This window comes from Bradyrhizobium sp. USDA 4341, from assembly GCF_054063755.1.
Genome location: NZ_JBSSGO010000002.1, coordinates 2,974,259 through 2,998,929, shown reverse-complemented (window position 1 = coordinate 2,998,929; position 24,671 = coordinate 2,974,259). Strand labels below are relative to the sequence as shown.

The 24,671-nt window shown below is 65.3% G+C and carries 26 protein-coding genes and 1 pseudogene; 11 read left to right on the top strand and 16 right to left on the bottom strand.

Annotated features, from left to right (window positions below):
- Positions 1-175: 175 nt before the first annotated feature.
- Complete coding sequence (locus ACVIGB_RS20235; RefSeq protein WP_456721325.1) at positions 176-940, bottom strand: anti-sigma factor family protein; 765 nt, start codon at positions 938-940, stop codon at positions 176-178.
- 67 nt (positions 941-1,007) lie between these two features.
- The gene (locus ACVIGB_RS20230) at positions 1,008-1,496 is read right to left on the bottom strand and encodes a sigma-70 family RNA polymerase sigma factor (protein WP_092124724.1); all 489 of its coding nucleotides are present in this window, start codon (positions 1,494-1,496) and stop codon (positions 1,008-1,010) included.
- A gap of 175 nt (positions 1,497-1,671) precedes the next feature.
- On the opposite strand from ACVIGB_RS20230, the gene ACVIGB_RS20225 reads away from it, so the two are divergent.
- The 4 genes from ACVIGB_RS20225 (at position 1,672) to ACVIGB_RS20210 (ending at position 5,580) form a co-directional block, all read left to right on the top strand.
- Positions 1,672-2,271, top strand: coding sequence for a histidine phosphatase family protein (locus ACVIGB_RS20225; RefSeq protein WP_456721326.1), 600 nt, complete (start codon positions 1,672-1,674; stop codon positions 2,269-2,271).
- A 75-nt stretch (positions 2,272-2,346) separates the two neighbouring features.
- Positions 2,347-3,435, top strand: a complete 1,089-nt coding sequence (aroC, locus tag ACVIGB_RS20220) for a chorismate synthase (RefSeq protein ID WP_456721327.1) — start codon at positions 2,347-2,349, stop codon at positions 3,433-3,435.
- Between the two features lie 51 nt (positions 3,436-3,486).
- The gene (locus tag ACVIGB_RS20215; RefSeq protein ID WP_456721328.1) at positions 3,487-4,680 is read left to right on the top strand and encodes an adenylate/guanylate cyclase domain-containing protein; all 1,194 of its coding nucleotides are present in this window, start codon (positions 3,487-3,489) and stop codon (positions 4,678-4,680) included.
- Between the two features lie 12 nt (positions 4,681-4,692).
- Positions 4,693-5,580, top strand: a complete 888-nt coding sequence (locus ACVIGB_RS20210) for a DMT family transporter (RefSeq protein WP_456721329.1) — start codon at positions 4,693-4,695, stop codon at positions 5,578-5,580.
- Between the two features lie 6 nt (positions 5,581-5,586).
- Here the strand turns inward: ACVIGB_RS20210 and clpS are convergent, their stop codons facing one another.
- Positions 5,587-5,892, bottom strand: coding sequence for an ATP-dependent Clp protease adapter ClpS (gene clpS / locus ACVIGB_RS20205; RefSeq protein ID WP_092124728.1), 306 nt, complete (start codon positions 5,890-5,892; stop codon positions 5,587-5,589).
- Positions 5,893-6,152: 260 nt separating this feature from the next.
- Here clpS and ACVIGB_RS20200 point away from each other — a divergent pair, with 260 nt between their 5' ends.
- Positions 6,153-7,001, top strand: a complete 849-nt coding sequence (locus ACVIGB_RS20200) for a DUF1194 domain-containing protein (protein ID WP_173641407.1) — start codon at positions 6,153-6,155, stop codon at positions 6,999-7,001.
- A 205-nt stretch (positions 7,002-7,206) separates the two neighbouring features.
- Here the strand turns inward: ACVIGB_RS20200 and ACVIGB_RS20195 are convergent, their stop codons facing one another.
- The 12 genes from ACVIGB_RS20195 to ACVIGB_RS20140 all read right to left on the bottom strand — a co-directional run bounded on the left by ACVIGB_RS20195 (position 7,207) and on the right by ACVIGB_RS20140 (position 19,770).
- Positions 7,207-8,052: a nucleotidyltransferase domain-containing protein gene (locus ACVIGB_RS20195; RefSeq protein WP_456721330.1), complete on the bottom strand. Its 846-nt coding sequence runs from the start codon at positions 8,050-8,052 to the stop codon at positions 7,207-7,209.
- A 53-nt stretch (positions 8,053-8,105) separates the two neighbouring features.
- Complete coding sequence (locus tag ACVIGB_RS20190; protein ID WP_456721331.1) at positions 8,106-9,347, bottom strand: class I SAM-dependent RNA methyltransferase; 1,242 nt, start codon at positions 9,345-9,347, stop codon at positions 8,106-8,108.
- Entirely contained in the window at positions 9,340-10,113 is a 774-nt protein-coding gene (locus tag ACVIGB_RS20185; RefSeq protein WP_456721332.1) for a TlyA family RNA methyltransferase, read from the bottom strand. Before ACVIGB_RS20185 ends, ACVIGB_RS20190 begins: the two co-directional genes overlap by 8 nt.
- The gene (locus tag ACVIGB_RS20180) at positions 10,110-10,673 is read right to left on the bottom strand and encodes a nucleoside 2-deoxyribosyltransferase (RefSeq protein WP_092124733.1); all 564 of its coding nucleotides are present in this window, start codon (positions 10,671-10,673) and stop codon (positions 10,110-10,112) included. The genes ACVIGB_RS20185 and ACVIGB_RS20180 overlap by 4 nt, the downstream gene beginning before the upstream one ends.
- 139 nt (positions 10,674-10,812) lie before the next feature.
- Positions 10,813-12,741: a 1-deoxy-D-xylulose-5-phosphate synthase gene (dxs, locus tag ACVIGB_RS20175; RefSeq protein WP_092124734.1), complete on the bottom strand. Its 1,929-nt coding sequence runs from the start codon at positions 12,739-12,741 to the stop codon at positions 10,813-10,815.
- Between the two features lie 545 nt (positions 12,742-13,286).
- A complete protein-coding gene (locus ACVIGB_RS20170; RefSeq protein ID WP_092124735.1) occupies positions 13,287-13,538 on the bottom strand; it encodes an exodeoxyribonuclease VII small subunit in 252 nt (83 codons plus the stop codon).
- Between the two features lie 125 nt (positions 13,539-13,663).
- A complete protein-coding gene (locus tag ACVIGB_RS20165; protein WP_456721333.1) occupies positions 13,664-14,590 on the bottom strand; it encodes a histone deacetylase family protein in 927 nt (308 codons plus the stop codon).
- A gap of 108 nt (positions 14,591-14,698) precedes the next feature.
- The gene (locus tag ACVIGB_RS20160; RefSeq protein WP_456721334.1) at positions 14,699-16,369 is read right to left on the bottom strand and encodes a bifunctional metallophosphatase/5'-nucleotidase; all 1,671 of its coding nucleotides are present in this window, start codon (positions 16,367-16,369) and stop codon (positions 14,699-14,701) included.
- A gap of 76 nt (positions 16,370-16,445) precedes the next feature.
- Positions 16,446-17,207, bottom strand: coding sequence for a crotonase/enoyl-CoA hydratase family protein (locus ACVIGB_RS20155; protein ID WP_342727309.1), 762 nt, complete (start codon positions 17,205-17,207; stop codon positions 16,446-16,448).
- Between the two features lie 238 nt (positions 17,208-17,445).
- On the bottom strand, positions 17,446-18,174 hold the full coding sequence (locus ACVIGB_RS20150; protein ID WP_456721335.1) for an alpha/beta fold hydrolase: 729 nt from the start codon (positions 18,172-18,174) through the stop codon (positions 17,446-17,448).
- A gap of 116 nt (positions 18,175-18,290) precedes the next feature.
- On the bottom strand, positions 18,291-18,854 hold the full coding sequence (locus ACVIGB_RS20145) for a DinB family protein (protein ID WP_456721336.1): 564 nt from the start codon (positions 18,852-18,854) through the stop codon (positions 18,291-18,293).
- Between the two features lie 25 nt (positions 18,855-18,879).
- Positions 18,880-19,770 (bottom strand): LysR substrate-binding domain-containing protein, encoded by an 891-nt coding sequence (locus ACVIGB_RS20140; protein ID WP_456721337.1) that lies wholly within the window; start codon positions 19,768-19,770, stop codon positions 18,880-18,882.
- A 187-nt stretch (positions 19,771-19,957) separates the two neighbouring features.
- On the opposite strand from ACVIGB_RS20140, the gene ACVIGB_RS20135 reads away from it, so the two are divergent.
- The 3 genes from ACVIGB_RS20135 to ACVIGB_RS20125 are packed head-to-tail and all read left to right on the top strand — an operon-like array spanning position 19,958 to position 21,784.
- Entirely contained in the window at positions 19,958-20,632 is a 675-nt protein-coding gene (locus ACVIGB_RS20135) for a hypothetical protein (protein ID WP_456721338.1), read from the top strand.
- Between the two features lie 16 nt (positions 20,633-20,648).
- Positions 20,649-21,050, top strand: a complete 402-nt coding sequence (locus tag ACVIGB_RS20130) for a nuclear transport factor 2 family protein (RefSeq protein WP_092124741.1) — start codon at positions 20,649-20,651, stop codon at positions 21,048-21,050.
- A 41-nt stretch (positions 21,051-21,091) separates the two neighbouring features.
- Positions 21,092-21,784 (top strand): VOC family protein, encoded by a 693-nt coding sequence (locus ACVIGB_RS20125; protein WP_456721339.1) that lies wholly within the window; start codon positions 21,092-21,094, stop codon positions 21,782-21,784.
- Between the two features lie 164 nt (positions 21,785-21,948).
- Here the strand turns inward: ACVIGB_RS20125 and ACVIGB_RS20120 are convergent, their stop codons facing one another.
- Positions 21,949-22,182 carry a DUF6894 family protein gene (locus tag ACVIGB_RS20120; protein WP_456721340.1) on the bottom strand — a complete coding sequence of 78 codons (234 nt, stop codon included), beginning with the start codon at positions 22,180-22,182 and terminating at the stop codon, positions 21,949-21,951.
- Positions 22,183-22,678: 496 nt separating this feature from the next.
- Between ACVIGB_RS20120 and rpsU the strand changes: the two genes are divergently transcribed.
- The 3 genes and pseudogenes from rpsU (at position 22,679) to ACVIGB_RS20105 (ending at position 24,663) form a co-directional block, all read left to right on the top strand.
- Positions 22,679-22,975: a 30S ribosomal protein S21 gene (gene rpsU, locus ACVIGB_RS20115; protein ID WP_092124744.1), complete on the top strand. Its 297-nt coding sequence runs from the start codon at positions 22,679-22,681 to the stop codon at positions 22,973-22,975.
- Between the two features lie 38 nt (positions 22,976-23,013).
- Positions 23,014-23,265: a hypothetical protein gene (locus ACVIGB_RS20110; RefSeq protein WP_456721341.1), complete on the top strand. Its 252-nt coding sequence runs from the start codon at positions 23,014-23,016 to the stop codon at positions 23,263-23,265.
- Between the two features lie 356 nt (positions 23,266-23,621).
- A pseudogene (locus ACVIGB_RS20105) lies at positions 23,622-24,663 on the top strand (IS110 family RNA-guided transposase).
- Positions 24,664-24,671: the final 8 nt, after the last annotated feature.

Genomic DNA, 24,671 nt, shown 5'->3' with positions numbered 1-24,671 from the left:
ATCGGCGGATCGGGCGCAGATCATCTTCGCGTGAGCATCCGGTACGACAATGAGACGCGTCCATGACGCGAATCGAAATTTTCAATGTCGGAATTGGGACGCCGAGTGAGGCTGGATTCACTTGCTCGAAACGGCACAATGTCGGCGGCTGATCTCCCCGTAAATCTACGGGAGATCAGCCGCCGTTCTTCTCCATCTGATCGTAGACGGCCTGCGCGACCTGGGTCAGGCGCGTGCGGTCGGTGCCGCCGCTGACGACATAGGCGACGCCGCGATCGGCCCAGAACAGCGCGCCGTCGCCCCCTTGGACAGCATAGCGCATCTGGGTCGCCTCGGTTTTCGCCTTGGCGGTGTAGACCGTGAAGCGCTCGCCGGACGTGCTCTCGTACATCAGGAACGACGCCGGCCCGCTCGGCCCCGGCAGCAGGCGGCCGCCGACCAGCTTCAGCCCGGTGAGGTCGGGCGCGCGGACGTCCCAGCCGCAGCGCTTGGTCAGCCATTGCTGCAGATGGTCGCGCTCGCTGCCGGGCACCTCGACGGGATGACGGACCTCGACCACGTAGAGCCGATGCGCATCCAGCGCATCGAGCGTGAAGCTCTGGAAGGCCGACGGCGTCGCCGCGGCGCCGCGCGCGATCCAGCCGACGCCGCCGCCGGCGATGAAGGCCATCAGCGTCGCCGCCACCGCGCCATAGACCCAGCGGCGCGGCTGGCGCACCAGCTGCTCGAGCTCGAGCCGCTTCGGCACCGCCTCGTCCAGCACCGTGTCGTAGCGCGCATGCAATGTCTCGGCCATCGCGCGCCATGACTGCACCCGCGCCGCGTCGTCAGGATGCGCGGCGAGCCACGCCTCGACATCGCCGCGGCGTTCGGCCGGCAGCTCGTTGTCGACGTAAGCGTGCAGCTCGTCTTCGGTGACGGGAATGTTCGGGTCGGTCATATCAATCGTCTCTGCCAAATCTTGTTTCGAAAACGCTCATGCATAACGCCCGTCATCGCGCACATTATCATTTCACCCGTCTCAGCGCCGGGCGCTGGCCCTCGATCGAGGCCCGCACATGGGCGCGCGCGCGGGCGAGGCGGGACATCACCGTGCCGATCGGCACGCCCTGGATGTCGGCGACCTCCCGGTAGCTCATGCCCTCGAGCATCACGAGCAGCAGCACCGAACGCTGCTCCTCGACCAGCGTCGACAGCGCGCGCTCGATGTCGCGTCCCTCGGCCTCGGTGCCGCTGGCGTCAGCATTGTTGTCGAGCAGCGGCATGAAGGCCGGCCGCCGCGCCAGCGAGCGCCTGCGGTTCTTGTTCAGATTGGTCAGGATCGTGTACAGCCAGCTCCTGACGTCGCCGCCGAGAAACAGCCGCTCCGAGCGCAGCGCGCGCACCAGCGTGTCCTGCACCAAATCATCGGCGATATCCGAGTCACGCACCAGCGCGCGCGCATAGCGGCGGAGCGCTGGAATCATGGCTTCGACACTTTGACGAAACGCGGTCATGCATCCCAGTCTTCGATGGTTGCGGCGATAGCCGCCTTGCTCAACATAACACCCTAACGGCGTGGCTATTCCGGTCTGCGCCGAGCTGCGCGCATAGCGCCTCGGCTGCGGCCGATTTGGGCTTGTCGCCAGCCAAAGTGCTGGTGTACCTCCGGGCCAGAAAAATTCGAAGCGAATGCCGGTGCCAACGATCTACTACATCCGCCACGGCGAGACCTCATGGAACGCCGAAGGCCGGCTTCAGGGCGTGCAGGATATTGCTCTCAACGAGCGCGGCCGCGCCCAGGCGGCACGTGCCGGCCGCGTCCTCGCCGATCTCCTGGCGCGCGACGGCCGTGACAAGACGACGCTGCCGTTCGTCGCAAGCCCGCTGCTCCGGGCGCGCGCGACCATGGAGCTGGTGCGCACCGAGCTTGGCCTGCCGCCGGGCGACTACGCCCTCGACGCGCGGCTGCGCGAGATCGCCTACGGGACGTGGGAAGGCTCGACGTTGGCGCAGGCGCAGGCCGCCGACCCTGTCGTCTATGCCCGCCGCCTGGCCGAGAAGTGGACGGTGTCGCCGGAGGGCGGCGAGAGCTATGTCGACGTGCAGGCGCGGATGACCGAGTGGTACGGCTCGGTGACGTCGGACACCGTCGCCGTCGCCCATGGCGGCACGGCGCGGGCGCTGATGGTGGCGCTCGGCTTCGAGACCCCGGCCTCGGCCGCCGACCTCACCATCGAGCAGGGGGCGGTCTACGTGTTCAGCGAGAGCGGGTTGCGGAAGTATAGTTAAGGGCGCCCGGCCAGCCACGTCCCTGGGGTCATGAAACCCGTTTGACGCTGCCGACCCTGCGCGTTACGACACGCCATGTCCTTCAATACTTTCGGCCATATGTTCCGCGTCACGACCTTCGGCGAGAGCCATGGGGTCGCGATCGGCTGCGTGGTGGACGGCTGCCCGCCGATGATCCCTCTGACGGTGGAGGAGATCCAGCACGACCTCGACCGCCGCCGGCCGGGCCAGTCGCGCTTCACCACCCAGCGCCAGGAGCCGGATGCGGTGAAAATCCTGTCCGGCGTGATGGCGTATCCGGAAAGCGGCGTGCAGGTCACGACCGGCACACCGATCGCGCTCCTGATCGAGAACACCGACCAGCGCTCGAAGGATTATTCCGAGATCAAGGACAAGTTCCGCCCCGGCCATGCCGACTTCACCTATGAGGCGAAATACGGCCTGCGCGACTATCGCGGCGGCGGGCGTTCCTCTGCGCGCGAAACCGCGACCCGCGTCGCGGCCGGCGCAATCGCGCGAAAAGTCCTGCCCGAGGTGAAGGTGCGCGGCGCGCTGGTGCAGATGGGCCCGCACAAGATCGACCGCGAGAAATGGGACTGGGACGAGATCGCCAACAACCCGTTCTTCTGTCCCGACAAAGACAAGGCGGCTTTCTTCGAAAGCTATCTCGACGGCATCAGGAAGAGCGGCTCCTCGATCGGCGCCGTCATCGAGGTCGTCGCCGAGGGCGTGCCGGCCGGGCTCGGCGCGCCGATCTACGCGAAACTCGACAGCGATCTGGCTTCCGCGATGATGAGCATCAACGCGGTCAAGGGCGTCGAGATCGGTGCCGGCTTCGGTGCCGCCGAACTCACCGGCGAGGAGAACGCGGACGAGATGCGGACCGGCAACAACGGAACGCGTTTCCTGTCCAACCATGCCGGCGGCGTGCTCGGCGGCATCTCGACCGGCCAGCCGGTGGTGGTGCGATTTGCGGTCAAGCCGACGTCCTCGATCCTGACCACGCGCCGGACCGTCGACCGCAAGGGCGCCGATACCGACATCCTGACCAAGGGCCGCCACGACCCCTGCGTCGGCATCCGCGCGGTGCCGGTGGGGGAGGCCATGATGGCCTGCGTGCTGGCCGATCATTTTCTGCGCGACCGCGGGCAGACCGGGCGCTGATCCCCTATATAGTGGTCGTCACCGGATCGGGTGCTCGCCCTGGGGAATGCCATGAACGCGTCGGAGCTTCGGGACATCATCGCATGGATGATCGGTGGCGCGCGGTCGGCGCCGACCCCGGCGCAGATGATGGCGGAATGCTGCGAACGCCTGGTACGGGCCGGGCTGCCGCTGTGGCGCGTCGGCGTCTTCGTGCGCACGCTGCATCCCGAGATCTACGGCCGCCATTTCTTCTGGAAGCCGGGCGCCGAGGTCGAAACCGGGACGGTCGATCACAACATCCTGGACACCCCGGAATTTGCCGTCAGCCCGCTGTCGATCGTCTTCAAGCAGGGCGTTGAAGTGCGCGCGCGGCTCGACGACCCCGCCAGCAAGCGCTTTCCGATTGTCGTAGATTTGCAGGCCGAGGGCGTCACCGACTACATCGCGGTGCCGCTGGTCTATACCGACGGCTTCGCGAATGCTTCGAGCTGGACCACCAGGCAGCCGGGCGGCTTCACCGAGGAGCAGCTCGACGCGATCCGCTCGATCACTGTCCCGCTGGCGCGCTACATCGAGATCATCACGCTGCGCCGCACCGCCACGCTGCTGCTCGACACTTACGTCGGCAACCGTGCCGGCGAGCGCATCCTGGGCGGCCAGATCAGGCGCGGTAGCGCCGACACCATGGATGCGGCGATCTGGCTGTCCGACCTGCGCGGCTTCACCGCGCTGTCCGACCGCTTGCCGTCCGAGACGGTCGTGGAGATCCTCAACCTCTACTTCGATTGCCAGGTCACCGCGATCCGCGACCATGGCGGCGAGGTGCTCAAATTCATGGGCGATGGCCTGCTCGCGGTATTCCCTGTCGACGAATATCTCGGCGACGAGGCGCAGGTCTGCTCGCGCGTGCTGGAGGCTGCGCGCGCATCGCGCGCCGGGGTCGAGGCGCTGCAATTCCCCAATGGCGACGCGGTCGAGCGCTTCCGCTTCGGCGTCGCGCTGCATCTCGGGCGCGTGCTCTACGGCAATATCGGCGGCGGCAACCGGCTCGATTTCACCTGCATCGGTCCGGCGGTCAATCTCGCCGCGCGGCTCGAGAAGATCGCCGGCCGTCTCGGCCGCACCGTCGTGGCCTCGGAGCGCTTCGCCGGCATTCACGACGGCGGCTGGAGCGATCTCGGCGAGTTTCCGATCGCGGGATTTGCCAAGGCCGAACGGGTCTACGGCCTGTTCGACGAGGCGCCGGTCGCCGCTGCGAGCTAGTGTCGGTGCGACGTGACTGACACGAATGCGCAACATCGCACCGGGATCGCGCTGGTCGTCGCGGCTGCGGCGGCGTGGAGCACTGCGCCGTTCTTCACCCGGCTGCTGCACTTCGATTCCTGGACCATCCTGTTCTGGCGCGGGCTGTTCGGTGGCGGCGCGATCGCGCTGTTCCTGGTCGCCACGCAGGGCTGGCGCGGCGCCCGCGATCTCGTCGTGATGCCCGCGAGCGGATGGCTGGTGGCCGGCCTCTCGACCTTCGGCATGGTGACGTTCATTCCGGCGCTGCAACTGACCAGCGTCGCCAATGTCGCCATTCTCATCGCGATGCAGCCGTTTGCGGCGGCCGCGATCGCCCGGCTTTGGCTCGGTGAGCGGGCGCGGCCCGGCACATTGCTGGCGAGCCTTGTCGCGCTCGCGGGTGTGGCGATCACCGTCAGCGGCGCCGGCGGCATCACGGATTACAGGGGCATCGGCCTTGCCTGCGTGATGGTGCTGGCGATTTCGCTGATGACGGTGGTGATCCGGCGGCACAAGGGTACGCCGATGATCGCCGCCGCGGCGCTCTCGAACTTTCTCGGCAGCGCCGTCAGCCTGCCGTTGGGGCTCGGCATCGGCGCGGTCACCGGTGCCGATCTCGGCGTGCTCGCGATGTTCGGCGCGTGCCAGGTCGGTCTCGGTCTCACCCTGTTTACGGTCGGCTCCAGATTGCTGCCGTCCGCGCAGGCGTCGCTGATCGCCACGCTTGAAACGCCGCTGATGCCGTTCTGGGTGTGGCTGGCGTTTGCCGAGGTGCCGTCGCCGCGCGCCCTGATCGGCGGTGTGCTGGTGATGGGGGCGGTCGTCGCCGACATTGCGCTGAGCCAGCAGGCGCAGCTCGCGCGGCCTGCGGAACGGTGATGGCCGCTATTCCTCGGGCTCGGTGGTGAACAGCAGCGGATAACCCTTGGCGCGGCCGGCATCGGTGGCGCGCGTCGCCTTGGTCTCGGCGATATCCCTGGTAAACACAGCAACCACGCAGACGCCGCGCTGATGCGCGGTCAGCATCACCTTGTAGGCCTGGTCGTCGGTCATGCGGAATTCACCCTTCAGCACGGTGACGACGAATTCGCGCGGCGTGTAGTCGTCGTTGACCAGGATCACCTTGTGCAGGCGCGGCCGCTCGACCTTGGTCTTGGTCCTGGTTTTCGGTTTGACGACGGTCTCGGGCATTGCCCGGCACTCCCAAGCGATTGCCCCGTAAGAATACCGTCTTCCTCCGCGTGTTGGAACCGTTCGATTTGCACGGCGTCATTGCGGCAACGGCACGGCGCGTTGCCTCATGCGTGGCAGTGATGTCCAGCCTGCAAGCGTCGAACTTGCAGGTCTCTAACTTGCAGGTCTCTAACTTGAATGTGAAGGACAGATGATATCTGCGCTTTTCGCCGCCTGATTTGCGTGTCACCATGACAGGACACGACGGGAGGGCCGCAATGCGCTGGTATGTCTCGATCGGAGCGGTGCTTGTCGCGGGCATGTTGGCCAGCGGCGATGTGGCCGGTGTTGCCGCGCCCGGCCCGGGAACACAGACAGGCCGGTTGGCCGAAAAGGAATCCACGCCGAGCGTCGACATCGAGTTGATCATCGCGGTCGACGTCTCCTATTCGATGGACATGGACGAGCTCGCGATCCAGCGCGAGGGCTATGCGCAAGCGATCGTTTCCAAGGAGTTCCTGCAGGCGCTGAAGGCCGGCCCGAACGGCAAGATCTCGATCACCTATTTCGAATGGGCCGCCTCCAACGACCAGAAGGTCATCATTCCCTGGCGGGTGATCGACGGCCCCGAATCCGCCGATGCAGTCTCCGCCGAGATCATGAAGACGCCGGTGCGCCGCGCCTCGCGCACCTCGATCTCAGGCGCGATCTATTTCGCGATCCCGATGTTCGACGAGAATCCGCATCGCGGCCTGCGCCGCGTGATCGATATTTCCGGCGACGGCCCCAACAACAACGGCACGCCGATCACGCCTGCGCGCGATGCGGCGCTCGACAAGGGCATCGTCATCAACGGCCTGCCGATCATGGTGAAAGAGCCGTCCTACTCGACGATGGATATCGAGAATCTCGACTACTACTACGAGGACTGTGTGATCGGCGGGCCCGGCTCCTTCGTGGTGTCGATCAAGGATCGCGAGAAGTTCAAGGAAGCGATCCGCACCAAGCTGCTGCTCGAGGTCGCCGGCCGCACCCCCGAGCGCCCGATCGTGCGGACCGCCGAGAAGGAGCCGCGGGTCAGTTGCACGATCGGCGAGAAGATCTGGCAGGATCGCTGGGGGCGGTAGCGCTCGCGTAGCCTTGTAGCTTCGTAGGGTGGATTAGCCGAAGGCGTAATCCACCGTTTCTTGCGCAAGACATGGCGGGTTACGCTGCGCTAACCCGCCCTACAAATCTTCCGACGTCGTTCTTCAGTTTGTAGGATGGGTAGAGCGAAGCGAAACCCATCGTCGTGCCACGAGATGTGATGGGTTTCGCTCTGCTCTACCCATCCTACGGTTGTTCGCTGACCCCCGAGCAAATATCTCGAACGTCGCTATCGAGTTCGCGGAGCGTCTGCATCGCGGCGGCGTGCTCGGTGGCGCCGATCTGCCGCCACACCTCTGCAACGCGCCCGGCTAGGCCACGAACCGTCACCGGAAAATTTTTCGCCTGCGCCAGCGCGCCCTTTTCGTTGATCAGATACTGCCCGTTCAGTGCAAACAGCACCTGCGCGATACACGCCAGCGCGCGATAGGCGCAGCCGGCGATATGCGTGCTGTCGCCGCGCGGCAGCGCAAGCTCGGCATTCTCGATCGCGAACAGGACTTCCCATTGAAAGCGCCGCACCAGCGCATCGCGCAGGGCGGGCGGGTAGGGTGCGGTCTTTGCCTTCAATGCGGCGACGAGGCCGTCGGGATCATGCAGGGCACGGCACAGCGCCACCTCGCCCATCCAGATCGCCGAGCAGAAGCCGTGCGGATGGCCCGGCTGGTAGTGCATGCTGATCTCGCCGTTCCGGCAGGCATCGATCACCATCGTGACTTGGTCGATGCTGCGGTAGAGCAGGTCGACCTTGTGGCCGCCGATCGCAAGCCAGGCGCCGCCGACGATCCACCGGCCCCATTCGCCGACCGGCGTCACATGGGCAGCGGTGGGATCATCAACCAGGCCGGTCACCGCCGCGCGCAGCCGATCGATATCCGGAGCGGCATTATCCCGATAGTAGAGGCCGAGATCGGTGTCGGAGGCGTCATGCGCCGTGCCGCGCGCCCGCGAGCCGCCGAGCACGATGGCGGCGACGCCCGGCACCTCGGCAAGGACGGGAATGATGCGCGCGAGCAGCGGATCGTGGGGCATGCGACGCGGATTATAGCGAGAGCGCCGCAGGCTGCGATAGTCGCAGCAATGTTTCAGCGTGCGAAGCGCGCCACCAGCTCGACATGCGGGGTGTGGCGGAACTGATCGACCGGGGTGACGCTAGCGATCTTGTAGCCGCCATCGATCAGGATTTTTGCGTCGCGCGCAAACGTCGCGGCATTGCAGGACACCGCGACGACCACCGGCACCTTGCTCGCCGCAAGCTGGGTGACCAGCGCCTGCGCGCCTTGCCGGGGCGGATCGAACACGACGGCGTCGTAGTCGCGCAACTCCTGCGGCATCAGGGGACGGCGGAACAGATCGCGCGCCTCGGCCTTGAGCGGCTTCAGCCCCGGCGTCGATTGCGCAGCCTTCTGCAGCGCCGCGATCGCGCCGGCGTCGCTGTCGAAGGCGGTGACCCGCGCCTTCTCGGCGAGGCGGAGCGCAAACGGGCCGACGCCGCAAAACAGATCGGCGATGTGCTTGGCGCGTCCGCAATGCTCGCGAACCAGCGCCGCAAGCGTCTCCTCGCCCTTGGTGGTCGCCTGCAGGAACGAGCCCGGCGGCAGCACGACCTTCACCTTTCCGATCGCAATCTCGGGCGAGCCGCGCTGCAGCACCAGCTCGCCATGCCGTGTCAGGCGTGTCAGCCGGTGTTTCTCGGCGACCCGCGACAAAGTGGTGATCAGGCTGGTCGGCAGCGCGCCGGAGCCGCGCACATCGATGTCGAGACCATTGAGGGTCGCGGTCACCTGGATGTCGAGCGGCTTGCCGATCGAGATCAGCGGCTCGGCTGTGGCCCAGGCTGCCTCGAGCGCGCCGTCGAGCGCCGGATCGAGGATCGGACAGCGGTCGACCGGGATGATGTCGTGCGAACCGGCCGCAGCGAAGCCGACCTTGAGCACCTCATGGGTCCCCATGCGTCCGTGCAGCGTGATGCGGCGGCGGCCCGCGCCATGGGCGTCGAGCAGCGGCGCGACTTCGGCCGCGACCTTTGCCTGCGCCAGCGTCTCGACCACGATGTTGCGCTTCCAGGTGCGGTAGCCCGTATCATCCCAGTGCTGGATCGCACAGCCGCCGCAGACGCCGAAATGCGGGCAGAACGGCGCGATCCGCTCGGGGCTTTCCTGCGTCACGCGCGCCAGCCGCCGCCGGTCGGGATGATTGCCCGGAACGTCGTCGACCTCGACCGTTTCGCCGGCCAGCGTGTAGGGCACGAAGATCGACTGCGCGCCGTCGATCGCGACGCCGTCGCCGCGATGGCCGACATGGTCGATGGTGATAAGCTCAGCCACGGCGCGCGCCGAGGAAGAATTCGATGTTGCCGTCGCCGCCGGTGATCGATGACGGGAACACCTGAATGTCGGTGCAGCCGAGCGAGGCGGCAAAGGCGGCGATATCGTCGCAGATCTCCTGGTGCACCATCGCGTTGCGGATGACGCCGCGCTTGGCGTGCTTGCGGGCCGCCTCGAACTGCGGCTTGATCAGCGCCAGGAGATGCATCGGCGCCGCCGCCAGCGACAGCGCCACCGGCAGCACCAGCTTCAGCGAGATGAAGCTGACGTCGATCACGACGACGTCGGGCCGCGCCGGCAGCCGCTTGCCCTCGAAATTCCTGATGTCGGTCTCCTCCATCGAGACGATCTTCGGATGCCCCTGCAGCGAGGGATGCAGCTGGCCGTGGCCGACATCGATGGCGAAGACGAGGCTCGCACCATTGGCAAGCAGCACTTCGGTGAAGCCACCGGTCGAGGCGCCGACATCGAGGCAGACATGGCCCTCGACGTCGATCGGACAATGCTCGAGCGCGCCGGCGAGCTTGACGCCGCCGCGCGAGACATAGGGGTGCGCCGGCTCGGCCGTGAGTGCGGCTCCGGACGCCACGAGTTCGGATGCCTTCGCGATTGGCTTGCCGTCGGCGGTGACGAGGCCGGCGTCGATCGCGGCGCGGGCCCGGGCCCGGCTTTCGAACAGGCCGCGCTCGACCAGCAGCACGTCGATGCGCTTGCCGGCGGATGCGTTGTTGTCGTTGTCGCCTGCCTTGGTCACGTGCTTGGTCACTTGGCGGCCTGCCGGAGCTGCGCGGCGGCGAGCCGCACGCAGGTCTCAAAGGAGGTGAGGTCGTGCCAGAGGTCGGCCGCAGGCTCCCTCGGCGTCACCAGCGGACTGCCGTGCAGCTCGAGCGCGTGCATCATCATCAGATTGTCCGGCAAGCCAAACTCTTCCACCGTCAGTCCCTCCGCGTCGATCAGGCGTCCGTCGGATGCCGGCACGACCTGCTGCAGCCGCGCCACGCGATTGGCGTAGGACGTGGGATCGTTCGAATAAGCGAGGCACAGCTTGCCGCGACCCGCCATGTAGCCGAGTTCGTAGACGGTGCCTGCGTCGGCACTGGGGCCGCGGAACGGCGTCAAATTGGCGATGACGGCGTCGGCCGACTCCATCATCGCCTCGTTGCTTTTGAAGATGGTGAGTGAAGCGCCGGCAGCCGTGGGATTGATGCTGTTGTCGAGCGGATAGAGCCCGGTCAGCCCGTGATAGGCACACACCTCTGCCTTGCGGCGGCCGATCTCCACGGCATCCGGCAGGAACACGTCAGGACCTGCCAGATAGATTTTCATGGACTTGCCGGGGCTAGAGCGTTTTCGAGCGAAGTGGACACCGGCTCGCGTGAAGAAAACGCGTCCAAAGAAGAACCTGGAGCTTCGGTTCTGATTCAATCAGAACCGAAGCTGCTCCAGTGGACGCCGCCCGAAGCGACTACGCGAGCTTGACGGTCTCGGTCTTGTAGTCCTTGCCGAGGGTTTCGAAGACCTTGGCAACGATGCTCTTGGCGTCGAGACCCGCGCGGGCGTACATCGCCGCCGGCGAGTCGTGGTCGAGGAACACGTCGGGCAGGATCATCGAGCGGAACTTGAGCATGCCGCTGTCCAGCATGGCGTTGTCGGACAGGAACTGCATGACATGCGAGCCGAAGCCGCCGATCGAGCCTTCCTCAATGGTGATCAGGATCTCGTGGTCGCGGGCGAGCTTCATGATCATCTCCTCGTCGAGCGGCTTCATGAAGCGCGCGTCGGCGATCGTGGCGGAGAGGCCGTGAGCAGCGAGCTCGTCGGCGGCCTTCTCGCACTCGGCGAGGCGGGTACCGAACGACAGCAGCGCGACCTGCTTGCCCTCACGGACGATGCGGCCCTTGCCGATCTCCAGGGGAATGCCGACTTCCGGCATCTCGACGCCGCGGCCCTCGCCGCGCGGATAGCGCAGTGCGCTCGGACGATCGTTGATCGCAACCTGGGTCGCCACCATGTGAACCATTTCCGCCTCGTCGGAGGCCGCCATGATCACGAAGTTCGGCAGGCAGCCGAGATAGGCGTTGTCGAACGAACCGGCATGCGTCGCACCGTCGGCGCCGACCAGGCCGGCGCGATCGATCGCGAAGCGGACCGGAAGGCTCTGGATCGCGACGTCATGGACCACCTGGTCATAGCCGCGCTGCAGGAATGTCGAATAGATCGCGCAGAACGGCTTGTAGCCTTCGGTGGCGAGGCCGGCGGCGAACGTCACCGCGTGCTGCTCAGCGATGCCGACGTCGAAGGTGCGGTCCGGGAAGGCCTTGTTGAAGATGTCGACGCCGGTGCCCGACGGCATCGCCGCGGTGATGGCGACGATCTTGTCGTCCTTCTGCGCTTCCTTGACGAGGCTCTGGCCGAATACGTTCTGGTAGGCCGGCGCGTTCGGCTTGGCCTTGGCCTGGGTGCCGGTCGCGACGTCGAACTTGACCACGGCGTGGTACTTGTCGGCGGAAGCCTCGGCCGGGCCGTAGCCCTTGCCCTTCTGGGTCACGACGTGAACCAGGATCGGCCCGGTCTCCATGTCGCGGACGTTCTTCAGCACCGGCAGCAGATGGTCGAGATTGTGGCCGTCGATCGGGCCGACATAATAGAAGCCGAGCTCCTCGAACAGCGTGCCGCCGTCCATCATGAAGCCGCGGGAATATTCCTCGACGCGGTTGGCGCGGTTGGCGAGGATCTTCGGCAGGCGCTTGTTGATCTGCTTGGCCGCCTCGCGCAGCGAACGGTAGGTCTTGCCGGAGTAGAGGCGCGACAGGTAGGCGCTCATCGCGCCGACCGGCGGGGCGATCGACATGTCGTTGTCGTTGAGGATCACGATCAGGCGTGAGTTCATCGCGCCTGCGTTGTTCATGGCCTCATAGGCCATGCCCGCCGACATCGCGCCGTCACCGATCACGGCGATAACGTTGTTCTTGCCGCCGGAGAGGTCGCGCGCCACGGCCATGCCGAGGCCGGCCGAGATCGAGGTCGAGGAGTGCGCGGCGCCGAACGGATCGTAGTCGCTCTCGGTGCGCTTGGTGAAGCCGGAGAGGCCGCCGCCGGTGCGCAGGGTGCGGATGCGGTCGCGGCGACCGGTCAGGATCTTGTGCGGATAGGCCTGGTGGCCGACGTCCCAGATCAGGCGGTCGCGCGGGGTGTCGAAGATGTAGTGGATGGCGGTGGTCAGTTCGACCACGCCGAGGCCGGCGCCGAAATGGCCGCCGGTCACCGACACGGCGTCGATGGTTTCCTGGCGGAGCTCGTCGGCAACCTGCCGCACCTGCTCGACCTTCAGCTTGCGCAGGTCATCCGGCGTGTGAATAGTGTCAAGAAGCGGCGTTTTACTAAATGTGGTCACAGCGAATTTCCAATTTTTGCCTGTCGGAACGAACGGCCCGACGCGAGATGGGTTGGCGCGCTCACCGCGCAGCGAATTCCAGACACTGGGTGCCGTCCCGGCAGGCCCTGCCTGGTTGTAAGCCTAGATTCACTCCGGATTGGACCACGTGATATGCATCACCTTGGTCGCTCTTCACCCGTCCCGGTTCAGTTTTGTCGAACCATTTGAGATGCATGCCGCCCGAATAGTTCGGGCCGCCCGCCACCCTCAAATGCCCATAGAACTGGAAGCATTACACCAAAGCCGTAGTCAAAGCCAACCCGATAGGGGGTGCAGGGTTCCTATGCGCTGTCCTGAAAAGCCTAGACTTTTCAATGCTTGGCCCGGGGACGGGTTCCATTTTTGCTAATTTAACGGGGGCCGGGAGGGTCCGGATCGGCCTGATTCGCAGCCGCACCCGATCGCGGCGGTTGCCCCGCGGGGTGGTCGACCAACCGGAAATGCACAGCAATAATCGCCCGCCGGTGGCGGACATCATGTCGCGTGATTGCGGCGTATCGGCGCTACTGCACGTCGAGCGGCTCGGTGCCGGTCGGCTGGCCCGAGGCGTCGGTGGTGATCTTGTCGACGCGGGCTTCGGCCTGGCGCAGCAATTCCTCGCACCGCCGCTTCAGCGCCTCGCCGCGCTCATAGATCGCGACCGATTCCTCAAGCGGGACCTTGCCGTCCTCGAGGCGCTTGACGATCGATTCGAGTTCCTCGATCGCGCGTTCAAAGGAGAGCTTCTTGACGTCGGCTTGAGCGTTTTCGGCCATTATGTGTTCCCGGTGCGCCGATCAGACCGTGATCGGATCTTGTCGTCCAACCATGACCTGTCGCAGGCCATGCTTGCCCCGGCGCAGAATCAATCGAATTTTTGCGGGGGTATTGTGGCGGGGATTTACCCGCCCATCAATGCGGTGACGTGAGATGCCACCGACTCTTTCAGGCCCTCGAGGTCGTAGCCGCCCTCCAGCACGGAGACGACGCGGCCGCCGGCGCTCTTGTCGGCGAGGTCCATCAGCTTGCGCGTGACCCAGCCGAAATCCTCGCCGGTCAGGTTGATCGAGGCCAGTGGATCGCGGTGATGCGCGTCGAAGCCTGCCGAGATGACGACGAGCTCGGGGGAAAACTTCTCGAGCTGCGGCAGGATCAGGTTCTCGAAGGCGGAGCGGAATTTGGCGCCGCCGTCGCCGGGCGCCAGCGGCGCGTTGACGACGGTGTCGTGCTCGCCGCGCTCGCCTGACGCGCCGGTGCCGGGGAACAGCGGCATCTGATGCGTCGAGCAGTACATCACGGTCGGATCGGCCCAGAAGATATCCTGCGTGCCGTTGCCGTGATGGACGTCGAAATCGATGATCGCGGCGCGCTTGATGCCGTATTTGCGCTGCGCGTGGCGCGCGGCGATCGCGACATTGTCGAAGAAGCAGAAACCCATCGGCGTCGACTTCTCGGCGTGATGCCCGGGCGGGCGCACCGCGACGAAGGCGTTCTGGTGCGCGCCGGTCATCACCGCATCGGTCGCCGCCACCGCGCCGCCGACGCCGCGCATCACGGCTTCCCAGGTGCCCGGCGACATTGAGGTGTCGCCGTCGATATAGATCATGCCGGAGGTCGGCGCGATGTGGCGCAGCTCGCCGACATAGTGCTCGCCGTGACAGAGCAGCACGCTGTCGAGGTCGCCTTCCGGCGCCAGGTCGCGCACCAGCGCCTTGAAGCGGTCTTCGCCGAGCACCTCGGCAACCGCGCGCAGCCGGTCGGGGCGTTCGGGATGTCCGGGTGGGGTCAGGTGATCGAGGCAGGCGGTGTGCGTCAGAAGCAGTGTCATGCAAATTCCCGGCGCATTGGGGGCGCGTGCGAGGAGCGTCTAATTTAGGCCGTTACCGGCCCGCCGGAAAGGCCTGTCTCCGCCCCACCGATGTTCCATGCCCGCACTTCAATTGATCCGCTCGATCCGCTTGCCGGCCGCCGGGCCGACCGGGCTGTTGGCCTTGAAATAGGCATAGAGCGCATCGACGTCGTAGATGCCGAACTGCTGCGCCGTTCCTTCCTTGAACACCGTGAAGCCGTCGCCGCCCTCGGCGAGATAATGGTTCACGGTGACGCGATAGTTCGCGGCCGGGTCGATCGGCTTGCCGTCGAGCGACATCCGCGCGGCAATGATGCGCGCGCCGTCGGGCTTGCTCGCATCCCACGCATAGGCAAAGCCCTTCGAGACCTGCAGGGCGCGCGGCCGTTTCGGGTCGGCCCATTGCTGCTCCAGCACGTCCTTGAGTTGCTTGCCGGTCAGCGTCATCGTCACCAGCTGGTTACGGAACGGCTGGCTGGCGAAGATGTCGGCATAGGTGACGGCGCCGTCCTCGCGCTTGACGATGTCGGTGCGCACGCCGCCGGGATTGGTGAAGGCGATCACCGCGCCGCCATTCGGCTCCGAGCTGGTGGCAAGCAGCTGCGCGTCGGCGACGATATCGCCGAGCGGGCTTTCGCCGGTCTCGGCCGGCGTGCGCGACAGCGTTTCCGTCACCGAGCCTGCCGCGCGGTTGGCGATCGGCGCGGCCAGCCGGTCGTAGGATTCCAGGAGCGCGCTCTGCTCCGGGTCCTTGGCTGTGCCGCCGATCTTCACGATGGTGTTGTCGGCCTTGGCGCTGATCACGTCATGGCTGTTCGGATCGAGCTGAAGGTCGATCGCGGTGACCAGCGTGCCGTATTTGTCGCCTGATGTGACGAGCCGCCCGTCGATCTCGCAGACATAGGCCTGGTGGGTGTGGCCGGAGATCACGACGTCGACCGCGTGATCGAACTTCTTGACGATGTCGACGATCGGCCCGGAGATGCCGGGGCATTCATTATAGTCGCCGGTCGGAAAGCCGCCTTCGTGGATCAAGACCACGATCGCCTCGGCGCCCTTCGCCTTCAGCTCGGGGACCAGCGCATTGACGGTCTCGGCCTCGTCGCGGAAGTCGAGGCTGGCGACGCCGGCCGGCGACACCAGGTTCGGCGTGTTCTTCAGCGTCAGCCCGATGAAGGCCACCGGTATGCCGTCGAATTCCTTGATCTCGTAGGGCGGAAACACCGGCTTGCCGGAGGCCTTGTCGATCGTGGAGGCGGCGAGATAGCGGAATTTGGCCCCCAGGAAGGGATGCGGCCCCTGGCACTTGTCGACCGGGTGGCAGCCGCCATTCTGCATCCGCAGGAGCTCGTCCTTGCCCTCGTCGAATTCGTGGTTGCCGACCGACGAGATCGCAAGCCCCATCATCGACAGCGACTCGATGGTCGGCTCGTCGTGAAACATCGCCGACAAGAACGGGCTCGCGCCGATCAGGTCGCCGGCCGCGACGAAGATGTTGTTGTTGTGGCCCTCACGCAGCTGTTTGACGACGGTGGATAATCGTTCGGCGCCGCCGGCGGGCACCGTGATCTTCTTGGTCGCATCAGCGGGATCGGCGATGCGGATGCCGACCGGTGGCGGACGCAGATAGCCGTGGAAATCGTTGATCGCGAGAATGCGCAGGTTCACCGGCGCTGCGGTCTGCGCCAGACAGGGACCTGCCGCGGCCAGTCCGAGTGCGCAGAGCGCGGCGAGGGGCGTAAGGCGGGGCTGTCTCATGACCTGTCCATGGCGTGCGCGATCATGGAACACACGATCATGGCGCGACGCCACTACAATTTTGCGACGCTTCGTTTCAATCCTTCGTGCGCGCCATGAAGGCCTTGAAGGCGCTGACCGCCTCGTTGGAGCGCATCCGCTCGCTGAACAGATGGTTCTCCTGCTCGATGCGGCGGGTGACATCCTCCGGCGGCAGCCGGATCAAGCGGCGCGAGATCGCCACCGCCTCGGCCGGCAGCGCGCAGATCTCGCGTGCCACCTTGTGCGCCTCGACCTCGGCATGTCCCGGCGCCACCACGGTGTTGACGAAACCGGCGACGCGGGCGTCGTCGGCCGACATGGTGCGGCCCATCACCAGCATCGCAAAGGCGCGCTGATGGCCCATCGTCCGCGGCATCAGCAGGCTGGAGGCGCCTTCCGGCACCAGGCCGAAATTGGAGAACGGCGTCGAGAACAGCGCGGCCTTGCTCGCCAGCACATAGTCGCAGTGAAACAGCATCGTGGTGCCGATGCCCATCGCGACGCCGTCGACGGCGGCGATGATCGGCTTCACATTGTGGGCCAGCGAATACAGGAACTTGACCAGGTCGGAGGCGGGCGGCGTCTCGCCGGTCGAGGTGCCCTGCGCGAGCAGGTCCTCGATGTCGTTGCCCGCGGTGAACACGCCGGAGCCGCCGGTGATGATCAGGCAGCGGATCTTCGGATTGTTCTGCGCCTTGTCGATCGCATCGCTGATCGCGCGAAACATCTCCTGGGTGATCGCGTTCTTCTTCTCGGGCCTGCGCAGCCGGATCACGCGTGTGGCGGCTTCGTCGGTGACTATGACATGCGCGGTCATCAAGCAGTCCCAGAGTAAGCGGTCCGAGTATCGGCCGGCAGCGTCGCCGGCGGAGGTCGCGACCGCTATCCTACATGATCCCGTGCAAGCCCCAAGGGCTCCAGCGTGTTCTGCTCTGCTTTTCCCCGTGGGCGAGCATGAGAACGGCGCAATGCAGTTAGCCGGATTTCGCGATTTCCGGGGCGCCGGCCGTGCAAGCCGAACGGCGCCGTCGCACGTAACCCTGCATGTGCTCCGCTCAGCCGCGCCCGACGAACGAGCCGATGCCGCGGCCGACCTCCACGCCGTGATGAAGCAGGGCGCCGAGATGATCGCCGGGGACCGACATCGCATCAAGGCCGTTCTCCGCGGCAAAGCGCTGCATCGGCACATGCGGTGCGTCGTCCTGTCCGTTCCAGAGCAGTACCGGCACGCGTGAGGACAGCACGGCGTCCCTGGCGCCATCGATCTGGCCGAGCGCATCGAAGCAGGCGCGCACGCCGCCCTCGAGGTCGGACGTTACCCATCCCGTGAGCTGCGGCGCGGTACGGCGCGCAAACGTCATGAAGGCGCCATACGTCAGCGGGCCGGCGTTGCCGCGCGGCAGTCCGGTGAGGAAGTCCCAGCCGCCGATTGCCAGCGACGCCAGCCGGGTCGGGAAGAACCGGGCGACGCCGACCGCGACCCAGCCGCCCATCGAATGTCCGACCACATGGGCGCGCTCGTGGCCGAGATCGTCGATCACGGCGACGATATCGCCGGCACGTTGTTCCTGATCGTAGAATTCGGGATCGGCGGGCTTGTCGCTCAGGCCATGTCCGAGCGAATCGACGCAGACGACGCGGAAGCGATCGGCGAGCGCGTCGACCACGCCGCACTGCTTCCAGCTGGCGGCGTTGAGCAGCAGACCGTGCTGCAGCACGATCAGCGGCCCGCACCCTTCAACGGTGTAATGGATGCGCTGGCCCCGATGATTGGCGAATGGCATGTCTGGAGTTCCCCACGTTTCACCTGAGGTGAGCGCGGAGGTGCCGGGATTCAAGACCTTGTTCCGGATCGGGAACCGATCCGCACCCCCGCCCGATCGCGTGCGGAACCCGGCATTCAGCCGCCCCAGACGGTAGCTTCGCTCCAGCCAAGGTCCTTGAACTCGGCCGCCCGGAGCGGCGCCTCGCCGGCGGCGAAGAATTCGTCGAGCTGCGGCGGCTTGACGGTGGTTTCGGAGAGCATGGCGTGGGCCTGGCCGCGATGATGGATCTGGTGCTGAAACAGATGCATCAGAAGGCGGTCGCGCCGCTCGGTCTGCACCGAGCTGTCGCGATTGATCTTGACCACATCATCGAGCCGTTCAGGCGTCAGCGCATCGCAGTGAGCGATCAGGCGCTGGTCGATCGCGCCTTGCGCAGCTTGCAGCGCCGCGACCGCCGGGTAGGGCACCTCGTTCGCCCACGCCTTCGGCCCGAGCCAGCCACCTTCGAGCGCGTCGACGTAGAACAGATCGATGACATGGATGTGGTTCAGCGTCGCCTGCAGGCTCGGGAAGAAGCCGGTCCGCGCGGCGGCGAACTCCGTCTGGCCGAGGCCGCCGCATGCCGTGAGCAGGCGATGATTGGCCCAGGCGTTGTTGTAGGCAAAGGCGCGAAAGGTCTGAACGAGGCTTGCCGGCATATCGGTCCTCACTGGACTGAAGGGATCAGGCCGGCGCAGCGGCCAGCCGGCCGACCCGCGACAGCAGCAGTTTCAGGATCGGCGATTTGTTGGCCTTGTGATAGGCGATCACAAGATCCAGCGTCGGCGTCTCGCCCTGCACCGGCCGGGTGGTGATGCTGTCGGGCAGATAGCGGGCCGTGTAGGCCGGCAGCAGCATCACGCCATGCGTCGAGGTGATCATCGATATCGCATGCACGACATTGTGCACCTCGTGCTCCGGCCTCGGATCGATGCCGGCGCGGTTGAAATAGTCCAGCACGACGCGGCGCACCGCCGGCGCGGATTTGGACGGCAGATAGAAGGTCTCGCCCGCGATGTCTTCCGGCGCGACGGCTGACTGCGCCGCCAGCCGATGGTTGCTCGGAAACACGAACACCAGCGGATCGGTGCGCACGCGCTTGTACGCCAGATCCTCCATGCTCTCGTCGGCGCGCATGAAAGCCGCATCGAGCTTGCGCCGCATCAGGGCCTTGGCGAGCAAGGGCGAGTAGTCGCTCGACAGGCGGATGTCGATGCCGGGAAATTCCTCGCGCAACACGCGGGTCACCTCGGGCAACAGATCGATTTCGGCGCCCGACAGGAAGCCGAGCGAGAAGACAGGCTTCGGCGGCTGGGCTGCGCGCAGCGCCGCTTCCTTGGCGGCCTCGGCCTGCAACAGCGCCAGTCGGGCATGGTCGAGGAATGCCTTGCCGGCCGCGGTCAGCTCGATGCCCTGCGCGCCGCGATTCAACAGTTGCACGCCGACCTCCTCCTCCAGATCGCGGATCTGCCGGCTGAGCGAGGGCTGCGAGGTGTGGAGCTTCTGCTCGGCGGCAACCGTCAGGCTGCCGGCATCGGCCACGGCAACGAAGTAGCGGAGATGCCGGAGCTCCATCGCAATCTCCCAATCACGGCCTGCCAAGTCTCGTTGCCATCTCTCACAGGCATCTCTCGCAGGCATGGGGCCAGCTTACAAAGTCTTTTTCAAGCCGGCCAGCGCCCTCTATAGCGAAGCGTATTCCGATTGCGGGCTCTGCCTCGCAGGCAGAGGGCCCGCGCGAAAACCAGGCCGGAGCTTGCGCATGCGGATGAGCCTCGGAGCATTGCTGTTGCCGCTGCTGCTGCTGACCGGGTTCGGCAGCGCTGCCGCGCAATCTTCCGGCAATCAAACGAGGGCAAGCGCCATGGATACGGACGTCGCAACGATCAAGCAGGCACTTGCCGGAAACTGGGAGAGCATCGCGCCCGAGATCCGGCCGAGCAAGAATCCGGACGGCTCGATCAAGCCGTTCTATCTCAAGCGTGCCTTCACCTATCAGTCCTCCGACCGGTTCGAGCTCGTGGTGGTCAACTCGGCCGATCCGTATGGCAAGGTGCCGCTGGCGCGGATCAGGATCGTCGGGCACATGCAGTGGCAGGGCACGCATCCGATCGCACCGGGCGCGCAGAAGGTCGATTTCGTCGCCGACGAGGCCTACGAGATCACGCCGTTGGCGCAGGGCTTTGCCGATGTGCTCAACAAAATCGCCTCTGCCGGCTACGCGCCGTGGGCGGTCGACGCCCCGCAGAGCATCTTCGGCAAATCCTTCGCGCCGTTTGCGCTAAAGGAAGGCACCAACTTCATGGAATACGACCTGGTCTATCTCAGGGGCGACCTGCTGTTCTGGGGCGCCCGCAATGTCGACGGCCGCGGCTTCGACACCGAGCAGAATCGTCCGACCAATCTGCAGATCCCACTGGTCCGCAAGCAACCCTGATACCAGGAACGAAGCCATGAACGCGTCGAACCAAGATCGCCGCGTCCAGTTCGTGCTGGACGCGTTCGATACCCTGTTCAACAGGCGCGACTATGCCGCCGCCGAGCGGCTCTGGTCGCCGCGCTACATCCAGCACAGTGCGCACATTGCGCCGGGCCGGGACGGGCTGTTCGACCTCGTCAAGGGCTTGCCCGCGGCGCTGCGCTATGAGAACCATGTCGGCGCGGCGAGCGGCGATTTCGTCATTCTGCACGGCCGGTTCAGCGGTCATGGTCTGCCGGCGGCATGGGTCGTCGCCGACATCGTGCGCATGGAGGGTGACGTGCTCGCCGAGCACTGGGACGTCATCCAGGATGAGGCGACGCGCGAACAGTCGCGCAGCGGACTGCCGATGTTCGGCGATCGCTTTCCCGGCTGAGCCGGCCCAGCGAGCGCGCACGGCGGCTGGGGAGAGCGGACATGCAACTCGCAAAGACCGTGATCGACATCGGCCTTTCCACCAACAATCTGGAGCCGATGCTGCGGTTCTGGCAGCAGGATGCCGGGCTTCGCTTCGATCATGTGCAACCGATCCGGCGTGGGCAGAAGCAATACCGGCACGACGCGCATGGTTCGGTCATCAAGCTCAACCATCATGCCGAGCCGCTGCCGGATGCGGCACCGAGCGGCTATCGCGAACTGATCGTTGCGCGAGACGGCGTTGGAGCGTCGCAGCGCATGGCCGATCCCGACGGCAACAGCGTTTGCCTGGTGGCGCCCGGACATGACGGCATCACCCAGATTGCCGTTTCCATGGCCGTGCGCGACCTCGCCGCGCATCGCAAATTCTACGGCGATATTCTCGGCTTCGCCGAGCAATCCTGGTCGGGTGGTCCGGCGTTTCGCCTTGGCGAGAGCCTGATCCTGCTTAGGGAAGATCGGGCCGCGACCGTCGATCCGGTTCGGGGTGCGCGCGGCTGGCGCTACATCACGCTGCAAGTCGCCGATATCGACGCCGTGCACGACGGACTGCGCGCCAAGGGCGTGCGCGAGGGCCTCGCGCCGGTGACGCTTGGCGAGGTCGCGCGGATTTCCATGATCCTCGATCCGGACGGCAACTGGATCGAACTGTCCCGCCGCGCATCGATCGTCGGCAGCCTGTCCGATCACTAGCGCGTTTTCGAGCGGAGTGGCCGCCGGTTCGCGTGAAGAAAACGCGTCAAAACAATCTAGAGCTTCGGTTCTGATCCGATCAGAACCGAAAATGCTCTCGACGTGATCGAACCGGCGCGCCTTCGCCGGCCAAGTTATTGACGTTCGGTTGCGCGCGGACGCACCTAACGCCGCGTTATGCCCCGGTTGAGGCTGACCTGAAACAGCGGCCCTTGGTCCGTGCGGACCTCGAACGCCAACGAATTGTGTTTGTCCAACGGCGGGTTGTCTTTCGCCATGCTGAGCAATGACTGCATCGCTTCGTGGGCAGCAGTCTCCTCGTCGCGCAGCTCGATACCCTGCCTGTCGGCATAGAGTTCCTCGCCGTTGCGGATGTCGAAATAATAGCGGGTTGCCAATTGCGGCTCCCTCTTTGCGATGGGAGCTGCCCAGGCTCTCGAGTGCCGGCGCGCTGAATTCACCCGGCAGCGCCGCACTCTGCGTCAGCAGGTCCGAATTTGCTACTCAACAATGATATCGATTCAAGGAACCGCTCACGCGCTCGCTCGGGCCCGCAATCGTCTTCCGGCTACGATCTCGAACGCTTGAAGCGCGAGAGATAAATCCCGGAACTGGCAATTGCACCTTGCATAGCTGAGATAAGTGTATACTTGTATTGTATCGACTGGCCTTGAGCCTTGTAGATCGGTCCCAGGGGACCCTTTTTCAAAGACATCGTCGGATGAAAGGGAAGGCGCAGTGTTATCAGCACTGCGGCTGAAGCTTTCGTCACCTTGTTGATCGGCTGCCGTTTCACGGATGTACTGGAATGGCAGTGCGGCCCGCTCTGTCACCGATAGAGCGGGCATTCGTATTTGTGCGCTTGACGTGTCTTCTACCGCGAGAGGTGATCCGTTGCAGGTTCTTGTCAGGGACAACAATATCGACCAGGCACTGCGCGTTCTAAAGAAGAAGATGCAGCGCGAAGGCGTCTTCAGAGAGATGAAGCGCCGCCGCTCGTTCGAAAAGCCTTCGGAAAGAAAGATTCGGGAGAAAGCCGAGGCCGCGCGGCGAGCCCGCAAGCTTGCCCGCAAGCAGGCGATACGGGACGGATTGATTGCGGCTCCGCCGAAGAAGCCCAGATTGCTGGCGCCGAAATTCCCGGCACTAAGTCAATTGGCACCGCGAACCAGCGGCCCCCGAGAGAGTTAGTCCTCCATACCGCAATCCTGTTGGAGGGAGCGTGCAAGATGAAGCAGCGACCTTATCGAGGCGATGGATGTCTCCAGGAACGCATCTCTGACGAACTCTGTCGTCGGCGAGCTGAAGACCGGGATATTCGATCGAAGGACGAGATGCGACGGCAGCGTGCGCAGAACCTCGCCGGCACGGCCATCAACGCCATGACAGATCATTCAGCCAGCCGGATCGATCAGTCTGCCCGCAAGCATGATCTGCTGGACGGTCCCAGGGAGTTTCGCTCGTCTCGCCGGGATCGTTGATCGGAACCCGGCTTCCCTGTGCCCTCTGTTCAAGAGAGGGCGGAACGAGAATGCAAAAAGCTCGGACTAATCAGGTCGCGGAAACGCGAAGGTAGGGTCCACCGGCAGCGCCACGTACTCGCCGTCGTCCTGGCGAAAGCCAGGACCCATTGCCCCAAATGCGCATCGTTGCGCGACGCTGGGGCCACGATCTCGTTCACAATCAAATGCGCTGGTGATGGGTCCTGGCTTTCGCCAGGACGACAACGATGAGGCCCGCTTGCAACCTCCGCCGCGGAGTTGATGGTGTGGACGGCCCCCTACGGCATCAGTGTGCCAGAATGAGGTTGTCTAGATCTCATACATGGGAGCCGTCCGTGAACCAGATTATCCGCATTGGGATGGATACGTCGAAGCATATTTTTGTACTGCATGGGGTTGATGCGTCCGAGCAGCCGGTCTTACGCAAGAAGCTTTCGCGCAAACTCGTGCTGGAGTTCTTCGCCAAATTGCCGCCGACGGTGATCGGGATGGAGGCATGCGGAGCTTCGCAATATTGGGCGCGAGAGCTTTCCAGGCTGGGCCATGAGGTGAAGCTGATGGCACCGCAATTGGTGAAGCCCTACGTGATGCGGAACAAGAATGACGGGCGAGACGCAGAAGGCCTGTGTGAGGCGATGAGCCGGCCGAGCATGCGCTTTGTGCCGGTGAAGAGCGCCGAGCAACAGGCTGCGCTGATGCTGACGGGTATCCGCGACGGACTGATCGCCCGGCGCACCCAATTGACCAACACGATCCGCGGCCATGCGGCGGAGTATGGCCTGATCGCGCCCAAGGGGCTGGAGGCGATCGAACCGCTGCTGGCGCGGATCGCGCAGGACGAGACGCTTCCCGCTCTGGCGCGCGAGCTGTTTGTCGTGCTGGGCCGGGAGTGCGCCAGGCTCGAGGGCGAGTTGGAGGTGGTTGAGGCCAAGCTGATGGCCTGGCACCGCGGCGATGCCACGGGCCGGCGCCTGGCGCAGATTCCGTCGATCGGTCCGATCATTGCAACGATGCTGGTGATGAAGACACCTGAACCGGGCGCGTTCCGCTCCGGTCGTCACTTTGCGGCTTGGCTCGGCCTCACGCCCAAGGACCATTCCACCGCCGGCAAGACCAGGCTCGGCAAGATTACCCGGGCGGGGCGACCAGGACCTGCGCCGTCTGCTGGTCGTCGGGGCCACGGCGGTGATCCAGCAGGCCAAGCGGGGGCGCGGTCATCACTCGCGCTGGCTGCTGGCGCTGATCAAGCGTAAGCCGCCGAAGCTTGCGGCCGTGGCGCTCGCCAACAAGGTGGCGCGCATCGTCTGGAAGCTGATGGTGACGGGGGAGAGTTATGACGCCGCACGGCTGAATGCCGCGACGACGGGTACCGCTTAACAGATTGG